Origin of the sequence: Microbacterium sp., from assembly GCF_026393345.1 — a bacterium.
In the GTDB taxonomy this organism is placed as follows: domain Bacteria; phylum Actinomycetota; class Actinomycetes; order Actinomycetales; family Microbacteriaceae; genus Microbacterium.
Genome location: NZ_JAPLAI010000041.1, coordinates 56,172 through 63,940, shown reverse-complemented (window position 1 = coordinate 63,940; position 7,769 = coordinate 56,172). Strand labels below are relative to the sequence as shown.

The following is a 7,769-nucleotide window of genomic DNA, read 5'->3' as shown; positions in this document are numbered from 1 at the left end:
GCAGTCAAACACCGCCGCACCCGCCCGTTCCGGCCGCAGACCAACGGCAAGGTCGAGCGCTTCAACCGCACCCTCTCAGACGAATGGGCCTACGCGAAGCCCTACAGATCCGAAGCCGAACGCGAAGCCGCCTACACAGACCGGCTCCATCACTACAATCACCACAGACCCCACACCGCCCTCGAAGGATCAACGCCCGCCGAACGCGTTCACAACCTCACGGGGAAGAACACCTAGGCCGCGGCAGGGACAGCGTCCGCCACCGCATCCTCGACCGTGGGGTGCCGGAAGGTGAACCCGGATGCGGTGAGCACCGCTGGCGCCACCTCGAGGTCGCAGGTGAGTAGTGCCTCCGCCGCATCCTTCCCGAGCGCGAGGCGCAGGGCGGGCTCGGGAGCGCGGAGCAGGAACGGCCGGTTCATCCGCTGTGCCAGGGCGAAGCCGAGGTCGTTCGCCGTGGCGCGGGTGGGACCGGTGAGGTTCACGGGGCCCGTGATACCGGTGTCGATGACGTGACGGATGGCGCCGATCTGGTCGTCGAGCGAGATCCACGGCCAGACCTGCGTGCCCCGGCCGATGGGACCGGACAGGCCCAGCCGGGTCAGCAGCAGCAACGGCTTCAGCACCCCCTCGTCGTGCACGACGGGTGCGGTGCGGAGCATCGAGACGCGGGCATGCGGCCCCGCCCGCAGTGCCTCCCGTTCCCACGCCACGCACAGCTGCGCGAGGAACGAGGAACCGGCGGGGGAGTCCTCCGCGAGCCCCGCGCCGCGGGTGCCGTAGTACCCCACCGCGGAGGCGGACACGAACGCCGGCGCATCCGCGCCGAGTGCGCGTACCGCGGAGGCGAGCGTCCGGGTCGGGGTCAGCCGGGACCACAGCAGCGTGCTCTTGTACCGTGGCGTCCAGGGGAAGTGCCCGACGCTCGCGCCGGAGAGCCCCACGACGGCGGTCGCGCCCGCGAGCACATCCGGGTCGAGAGGGTCGTCACCGGGGCGCCACTCGACCTCATCCGGGGTGCGGGCGGGCCGCCGGACGAGGCGCGTGACCGCGACCCCGCCGGCGCGGAACGACTCAGCGAGCGCCGTGCCGATGAGGCCGGACGCCCCCGCGAGGACGACGCGGCTCTCAGGCAAGCGTCGCCTCGAGGGTGATCTCGATGCCCGCGAGGGCCTGCGAGACCGGGCAGCCGGCCTTGGCCTCGTCGGCGATGCGCGCGAAGTCGGCGGCAGACAGCCCCGGGACGACCGCGTTCACGTTGAGGTGGCTGCCGGTGATGCCGGTGCCGGGGATGAAGGTCACGGATGCGGTGGTCTCGACGCTCTCGGGCGGAGTGCCGTTGCCCGCGAGCGCGTGGGAGAGGGCCATGCTGAAGCAGGAGGAGTGGGCGGCGGCCAGCAGCTCCTCGGGCGTCGTGACGGAGTCGGAGCCCTCGCTGCGGGCCTTCCAGTTCACCGCGAACGGGCCCTGGTTCGAGCTCTCCAGGGCGATCTCGCCCGAGCCCTCGGTGAGGCTGCCGGACCAGGACGTGGTGGCTTCGCTGGTGACGCTCATGGTGTTCCTCCTTCGCGGTCGCGGTGTCTCCGCATCCGGGAATTCAGGCTATCCGCGGCGTCGTCCGCGCGCGACCGGTTGACACCCCGCGCGTGCCGCGGCCGGCCCTCGGCGTTCCCCTGTCGCTTCTTGCGACGTGCGGGCGCAGTATGCGACAGGGGAGCGGTGGGGCCTATGGTTCCCCTGTCGCTTCTTGCGACGTGAGGTCGCCGTATGCGACAGGGGAGCGGTGATGCAGCGCGCATGCGCCGCCGCAGCGCGCACGCGCCGCAGCAGTGACCCGACGCGCCGCAGTGCCCCGCAGCGACGAGATGCGCCGCAGCGCCCCCTGCAGCGACGAGACGCGCCGCCGCGGCGAGGCGCGACTCAGGCGGCGGAGCGGGCGCGGCCGACGACACCCACGCGCTGCAGCAGCAGGTACAGCTGGCAGCCCAGGCACAGTCCGAACGCGGCGTTGAGGAACGCGGCCATGAAGGCCGCCGCGGCGGCGATCGGGAGCCCCCACGGCACACCTGCCAGCTGCAGCACGAGGCCGATCACGGTGACGAACAGGCCGACGCCCTGCGCGAAGCGCGGCGGACGCGGGTCTTCGAAGTCGGTGGCGGGCTTCAGTCGCGGCTGCACGACCTTCCGGAACAGCACACCCCACGGCGCGGTGCGCGGCGAGCCGACCCCCCACGCGAAGAGAATCACGATCACTAGGAGCAGCAGGAACGCCGGGTCGAGGATGCGGGCCGCGAGGGGCGCCTGCGCGATCGCGGGCTGCGTTGACAGCCCCACAAGGCCCAGGAACACGTCCACGAGCAGCAGGACGGCGGTGATGGATGCCGCGAAACGCGGACCACGGACATCGATGCGTGCAGGCTCAGGCATGGGCGGCCTCCTCGACGATGCGGGACAGTTCGAGCTCCACGACGTCCCGGCCGGGCACCCCGCCGAAGCGGGTGCGGACGACACCGTCCCTATCGAGGATCAACGTGGTGGGGGTCTGCAGCACCCGGAAGTGGCGGGCGATGTCGGGACGGTGGGTGAGGTCCACATCGAGGTGGAGGACGCCGTTGCGGTCGTCCGCGATCTGCGAGAGCACCCGGTGGACACCCGGGCAGCGGGCGCACATCTCTGTGCTGAACTGCAGCAGAGTGGCCTGGTCGCCAAGTGCGTCGGCGCCGAGGCGCGACGGCTCGACGATCTCGTCATCCGATACGGCACGCGGGTGCCGCTGCGCCCAGCGGAGCGCGAAGCCCACGCCGAGCGTCGCCGCGAGGAGCGCGGCGATGACGATGAGGGCGACGGTCAGATCCACAACGCCCCAGGCTAACGGCTGGGGTGGGGGCGCGGGCCGAAGCGTCGCAGTATGACGTAACCCACAGCCGCTCCCAGGGTGTTGGCGAGCAGGTCCCGCGGATCCGGCACCCGATCCGCGAAGAAGAGCGCCTGCGCCGCTTCGATCGCGGCGCTGAGGACGAGCCCTGCCGGCACCGCGAGCCACCGGCGCCGGGGCGGCAGCCAGAGCGCCGCGAGCAGTCCGGCCGGCAGGAACAGCACGATGTTCGCGGCGAACTCGAGCACCTCGAAGGTGAGCCACGCGGTGACCGGCCAGGTGGCGAAGACGGCCGCCATCGCCCGCAAGCCGCCACCGGCGCCCTCCGGCTGCGGTCCGAGGGTCAGCGAACCGAGGACGGCGAGGTAGCCCGCGGTGAGGACCGTGAGCAGGATGCGGCCGCGCACGCGTCGCGCGACCGCATCCGTCACGTCAGTGGGTGTCTTCGGCTTCGATCTCGGTGCGGTCGCCGGACCACAGCGTGTGGAACGTGCCCGGCTTGTCGACGCGGCGGTAGGTGTGGGCACCGAAGAAGTCGCGCTGCCCCTGGATGAGGGCGGCGGGCAGGCGCTCGGCGCGCAGGCCGTCGTAGTAGGCCAGCGACGACGAGAACGCGGGGGTGGGGATGCCGGCGGCCGCGGCCGTCGACACCACCTGGCGCCAGGCATCCTGGGCCCGGCTCAGCGCGTCCTCGACGAAGTACGGCGCGGTGAGAAGAACCGGCAGGTCCGGGGTCACGGCGTAGGCGTCCGTGATGCGGTTGAGGAACTGGGCGCGGATGATGCAACCGCCGCGCCAGATCGCCGCGACCTTGCCGAGGTCGATGTTCCAGCCGTACTGGGCGGCACCGGCGCGGATCTCGTCGAAGCCCTGCGAGTAGGCGACGATCTTCGAGGCGTACAGCGCCAGGCGCACCTGCTCAATGAAGGCGTCCGGGTCTTCGGCGCTGAACCCGTCGCCGGGGCCGGGGAGGGCACCGGTGGTGGCGCGCTGCTCCGGGTGGCTCGACAGCGACCGGGCGAACACGGCCTCGGCGATCCCGGAGACCGGCACGCCCAGGTCGATGGCGGTCTGCACCGTCCAGCCGCCGGTGCCCTTGGCGCCGGCCTGGTCGACGATGACGTCGACGAGCGGCTTACCGGTCTCGGCGTCGACCTGGCGGAGCACCTCGGCGGTGATCTCGATGAGGTACGACTCCAGCTCGCCGCGGTTCCACTCGGCGAACACGTCGGCGATCTCGGCCGGCGTCTTGCCGGTGCCGCGACGGATGAGGTCGTACGCCTCGGCGATCAGCTGCATGTCGGCGTACTCGATGCCGTTGTGCACCATCTTCACGAAGTGTCCGGCACCGTCGTGTCCGACGTGGGTGACGCAGGGCTCGCCCTCGGCGACCGCCGCGATGGTACGCAGGATCGGGCCGAGGGTGACCCACGACTCGTCCGAGCCGCCGGGCATGAGGGACGGTCCGAGGAGGGCGCCCTCCTCGCCGCCGGAGACGCCCATGCCGACGAAGTTGATGCCGGTCTCGCGGACCGCCTTCTCGCGGCGGATGGTGTCGGTGAACAGCGCGTTACCGCCGTCGACGATGATGTCGCCGGGCTCGAACACGCGCACGAGCTCATCGATGACCGCATCCGTGCCCGCGCCGGCCTTGACCATGATGATCGCGGTGCGGGGGACGGTCAGGCTCGCGGCGAACTCCTCGTACGAGAACGCGGGCACGAACTCGGCCTCGGGGTGCGCGGTCAGCAGCTCGTCGGTCTTGGACCGGGAGCGGTTGTACACCGCCACGGTGTTGCCCTCACGCGAGGCGAGGTTGCGGGCGAGGTTCGAGCCCATCACGGCGAGGCCGACGACCCCGATGTTGGCAGTGGCTTCCGACACGCGTACTCCAGTTCAGACAGGGGAGGAGAAAGAAGGGGGGATGTTTACAGCGTAGTCCGCGGCATCGTCACGAGCCGTCACGGGGGATCGAGCGCTCCTGGATGAAGCGGCGGGTCGTCGAGATGTCACGGTCGCCGAGGCCGGCCGCGACGAGTTCGTCGAAGGCCTCGCGAAGCGTCGGCAGCAGGGCCGGGGCGACACCGCCCGCGTTCGCGGCCTCCGCCGCGAAGCGCAGATCCTTCTGCATGTACCGGGCGATGCCGCTCGGAGAGTCGTCGCCGGAGACGAGCTTGTCCTTCCGGCTCTCCAGCAGCCGCGAGCCCGCATACCCGCCGCCGAGCAGCGTCCACAGCGCCTCCAGGTCGATCCCGGCACGCTCGGCGATGACGCTTGCCTCGCCGAGCGCGAGGATCGTGGCGGCAACGACGAGCTGATTGCAGGCTTTCGCGACCTCGCCTGCGCCCAGCGGTCCGAGGTGTACCGCGGTACCGCAGGGCGCGAGGAGCGCCGCGGCGATCGCCGCATCCGTCTCCGCGCCGCCGACCATGATCGACAGCCGTCCCGCCCGAGCGCCGTCCTCGCCGCCGGAGACCGGGCAGTCGACGACCCGGATGCGGTCGGGCAGGCGCTCCGCCAGCTCTCGCACGCCCGGGGCGGACGAGGTCGACCCGACGAGAAGCACCAGCTCGCCGGTGTCTGCCAGAAGCCCATCGGGGCCGTCGAGCAGCGCCTCGAGGTCGGGGAGGTCGGGCAGCATGACGAGGAGGGCGTCGGTTGCGGCCGCGAGCTCACGCGGCGTGGCGGCCCACGTCGCACCGAGTTCCTCGAGCGCGGGCCGGCGACGCCGCGCGTGGATGACGAGGTGTCCTCGAGCGGCCAGCAGGCGCTCGGCCATCGGCAGACCCATCGAGCCGAGGCCGAGGATGCCGAGGCGGGGCGGAAGGGGGAGGATGCCGGAGTCATCGGTGACCATGCCGACCACCCTAGCCCCGATTCAATATTTCGAACAGGGGCCAACAGGTTGGATCTGCGCTAGCATCGGGGGGCACCTGTCGCCGATGAAAGGAACGCACATGCCGGAGCAGGCCACGAGTCTACGGGCGGTCATCGCCGTCCCCCTCGCCGAAGAGCACTGCCGGCTCATCGAGCAGCTGGAGCCGCGGCTGGAGGTCGTCCGCGATCACTCGCTCACCCGCCCCATGCGCGGCCCTGCCGACTGGTCCGGCGACCCGGACTGGGTGCGGAGCCCGGCGCAGCAGGCCGCGTTCGATGCGATGGTGGACTCCGCCGACGTCTTGTTCGGCATCCCCGACGTGGCTCCCGCGGCGCTCGCGCGCACGGTCGCGGCAAACCCGCGCCTGCGGTGGGTCATGACGATGGCGGCCGGCGGCGGCAGCCAGATCAAAGATGCCGCGCTGCCCGCGGACGCGCTGGAGCGGATCGTGTTCACCACCAGCGCCGGCGTGCACGGCGGCCCGCTCGCCGAATTCGCGGTGTTCGGCGTGATGGCCGGCGCCAAGGGGCTGCCGCGCCTCCTCGCCGACCAGCGCACCCGCACCTGGCCGGACCGCTGGGAGATGCGCCAGGTCGATGAGATGACCGTGCTCGTCGTGGGCCTCGGCGGCATCGGCTCCGAGTGCGTCCGCCGCTTCCGGGCCCTCGGCGCGCGGGTGTGGGGAACCTCCCGCTCCGACCACCCCGTCGACGGCGTCGACCGCATCGTGGCGCCGGACCGGATCGCCGAGGTGGTCGGCGAGGTCGACGCCATCGTGGTGACCCTCCCCGGCACCGCCCAGACCCACCACCTCATCGACGCCGACGTCTTCGCGAACGCCCGCCCCGGCACGATCCTCGCCAGCGTCGGCCGCGGCACGGTCATCGACGAGGCCGCGTTGCTCGCGGCGCTCGACGACGGCCGCATCGGCTTCGCCGCCATGGACGTGTTCGAACGGGAACCGCTCGCGGCCTCCTCACCGCTGTGGTCGCATCCGAACGTGCTCGTCAGCCCCCACACCGCTGCGCTGAGCAGCAAGGAGGAGGAGCGCATCGCCCGGCGGTTCGCCGAGAACGCGACGCGCCTGCTCGACGGTCAGCCGCTGCGGGCCGTCGTGGATACTGTCGAGTTCTACTGATCCGCGGAGCATCGAGGGGAGAGCGCATGGCCGACGACGCCGACGACCGCAACGGACGCGACCCCGCGCCCGCCGTGAGTCGCAGTATCCGGCTCCTGGGCCTGCTGGCCGACGCCGGGCGCCCGATGACCCTCACGGAACTGGCGAGCGCGCTGTCGCTCGCCAAGTCGTCGACCGCGAACCTGTGTCTGGCGCTCGAGGCGGGCGGACTGATCGAGCGGGTGACCACCGGGTTCCGGCTGGGCCTTCGCATCGCGGAGCTCGGCGGGGCGTTCGCCGCTCAGTTCACGCAGGTACGCGAGTTCTACAGCGTGTGCGAGGCGTCGCCCGTGCTGTCGACCGAGCTCGTTCAGGTGGCCCTCCTCGACGGCGCCGATGTGCTCTACCTCGCCCGGTACGAGGGTGCCCGCGCGGAACGCCTCGGTGCGCCCCTCGGCTCCCGTCTGCCTGCCGCCCTGTCCGCCACCGGGCGAGCCCTCCTCATGACGAAGCCGGATGCGGAGGTGCGCGCCCTGCTGACCGACGCCGAGCCGTTCCCCGCCGCAGCCGAGAACGGCACGCGGACCGTGACGGCGCTGCTGGAGAAGCTCGACGTCGCCCGCGAACGCGGCTGGACGCTGGATGATGGGGAGGCGCTGAACGGCATCATCGGCGTCGCCGTCTCCCTCGAGGGCTGGGCGCCGGGCGACCCGCAGCTGGCGCTGGGCGTCGGCATGCCCGCCGAACGCGCCGACCGTGCGCACGTGGAGCGCGTGGCCGCCGCCCTGCAGGATGCCGCCGCGGCGCTCACCAATCCGCTCGGCGCCTCCTCCCGCCGCCGCTGACACCCCACACCGGACGCCTCCCGCCGGAGGCGCGCTTCCGCGCGCCCGCATCCG

At 72.0% G+C, this 7,769-nt stretch carries 10 protein-coding genes; 3 read left to right on the top strand and 7 right to left on the bottom strand.

Annotated elements, in window-relative coordinates; all coding sequences use genetic code 11:
• A partial coding sequence (locus NT132_RS07305; protein ID WP_297786937.1) for an integrase core domain-containing protein occupies positions 1-237 on the top strand: 237 nt, incomplete at its 5' end.
• Here NT132_RS07305 and NT132_RS07300 read toward each other — a convergent pair.
• From NT132_RS07300 to NT132_RS07270, 7 genes are all read right to left on the bottom strand, one after another.
• On the bottom strand, positions 234-1,136 hold the full coding sequence (locus tag NT132_RS07300) for a TIGR01777 family oxidoreductase (protein WP_297786935.1): 903 nt from the start codon (positions 1,134-1,136) through the stop codon (positions 234-236). The genes NT132_RS07305 and NT132_RS07300 overlap by 4 nt on opposite strands.
• The gene (locus tag NT132_RS07295) at positions 1,129-1,554 is read right to left on the bottom strand and encodes an OsmC family peroxiredoxin (RefSeq protein ID WP_297786933.1); all 426 of its coding nucleotides are present in this window, start codon (positions 1,552-1,554) and stop codon (positions 1,129-1,131) included. Before NT132_RS07295 ends, NT132_RS07300 begins: the two co-directional genes overlap by 8 nt.
• A 366-nt stretch (positions 1,555-1,920) precedes the next feature.
• Positions 1,921-2,427 carry a DUF4395 domain-containing protein gene (locus tag NT132_RS07290; RefSeq protein ID WP_297786931.1) on the bottom strand — a complete coding sequence of 169 codons (507 nt, stop codon included), beginning with the start codon at positions 2,425-2,427 and terminating at the stop codon, positions 1,921-1,923.
• Complete coding sequence (locus NT132_RS07285; RefSeq protein WP_297786929.1) at positions 2,420-2,857, bottom strand: thioredoxin family protein; 438 nt, start codon at positions 2,855-2,857, stop codon at positions 2,420-2,422. The genes NT132_RS07290 and NT132_RS07285 overlap by 8 nt, the downstream gene beginning before the upstream one ends.
• Positions 2,858-2,868: 11 nt before the next feature.
• The gene (locus tag NT132_RS07280; protein ID WP_297786927.1) at positions 2,869-3,306 is read right to left on the bottom strand and encodes a VanZ family protein; all 438 of its coding nucleotides are present in this window, start codon (positions 3,304-3,306) and stop codon (positions 2,869-2,871) included.
• A gap of 1 nt (position 3,307) precedes the next feature.
• Positions 3,308-4,759: an NADP-dependent phosphogluconate dehydrogenase gene (gndA, locus tag NT132_RS07275; protein WP_297786925.1), complete on the bottom strand. Its 1,452-nt coding sequence runs from the start codon at positions 4,757-4,759 to the stop codon at positions 3,308-3,310.
• Between the two features lie 67 nt (positions 4,760-4,826).
• On the bottom strand, positions 4,827-5,732 hold the full coding sequence (locus NT132_RS07270; RefSeq protein WP_297786924.1) for an NAD(P)-dependent oxidoreductase: 906 nt from the start codon (positions 5,730-5,732) through the stop codon (positions 4,827-4,829).
• A 100-nt stretch (positions 5,733-5,832) separates the two neighbouring features.
• Here NT132_RS07270 and NT132_RS07265 point away from each other — a divergent pair, with 100 nt between their 5' ends.
• Together NT132_RS07265 and NT132_RS07260 are read left to right on the top strand one after the other, a co-directional pair.
• A complete protein-coding gene (locus NT132_RS07265; RefSeq protein ID WP_297786922.1) occupies positions 5,833-6,891 on the top strand; it encodes a D-2-hydroxyacid dehydrogenase in 1,059 nt (352 codons plus the stop codon).
• Between the two features lie 26 nt (positions 6,892-6,917).
• A complete protein-coding gene (locus tag NT132_RS07260) occupies positions 6,918-7,715 on the top strand; it encodes an IclR family transcriptional regulator C-terminal domain-containing protein (RefSeq protein WP_297786920.1) in 798 nt (265 codons plus the stop codon).
• The last annotated feature ends 54 nt before the right edge of the window (positions 7,716-7,769 follow it).

What these genes read in the sequence shown, in the direction of transcription:
- NT132_RS07295 (WP_297786933.1), bottom strand. Translation starts at nt 1,554, where the DNA reads ATGAGCGTCACCAGCGAAGCCACCACGTCCTGGTCCGGCAGCCTCACC.
- NT132_RS07290 (WP_297786931.1), bottom strand. Translation starts at nt 2,427, where the DNA reads ATGCCTGAGCCTGCACGCATCGATGTCCGTGGTCCGCGTTTCGCGGCA.
- NT132_RS07260 (WP_297786920.1), top strand. Translation starts at nt 6,918, where the DNA reads ATGGCCGACGACGCCGACGACCGCAACGGACGCGACCCCGCGCCCGCC.
- NT132_RS07265 (WP_297786922.1), top strand. Translation starts at nt 5,833, where the DNA reads ATGCCGGAGCAGGCCACGAGTCTACGGGCGGTCATCGCCGTCCCCCTC.
- NT132_RS07270 (WP_297786924.1), bottom strand. Translation starts at nt 5,732, where the DNA reads ATGGTCACCGATGACTCCGGCATCCTCCCCCTTCCGCCCCGCCTCGGC.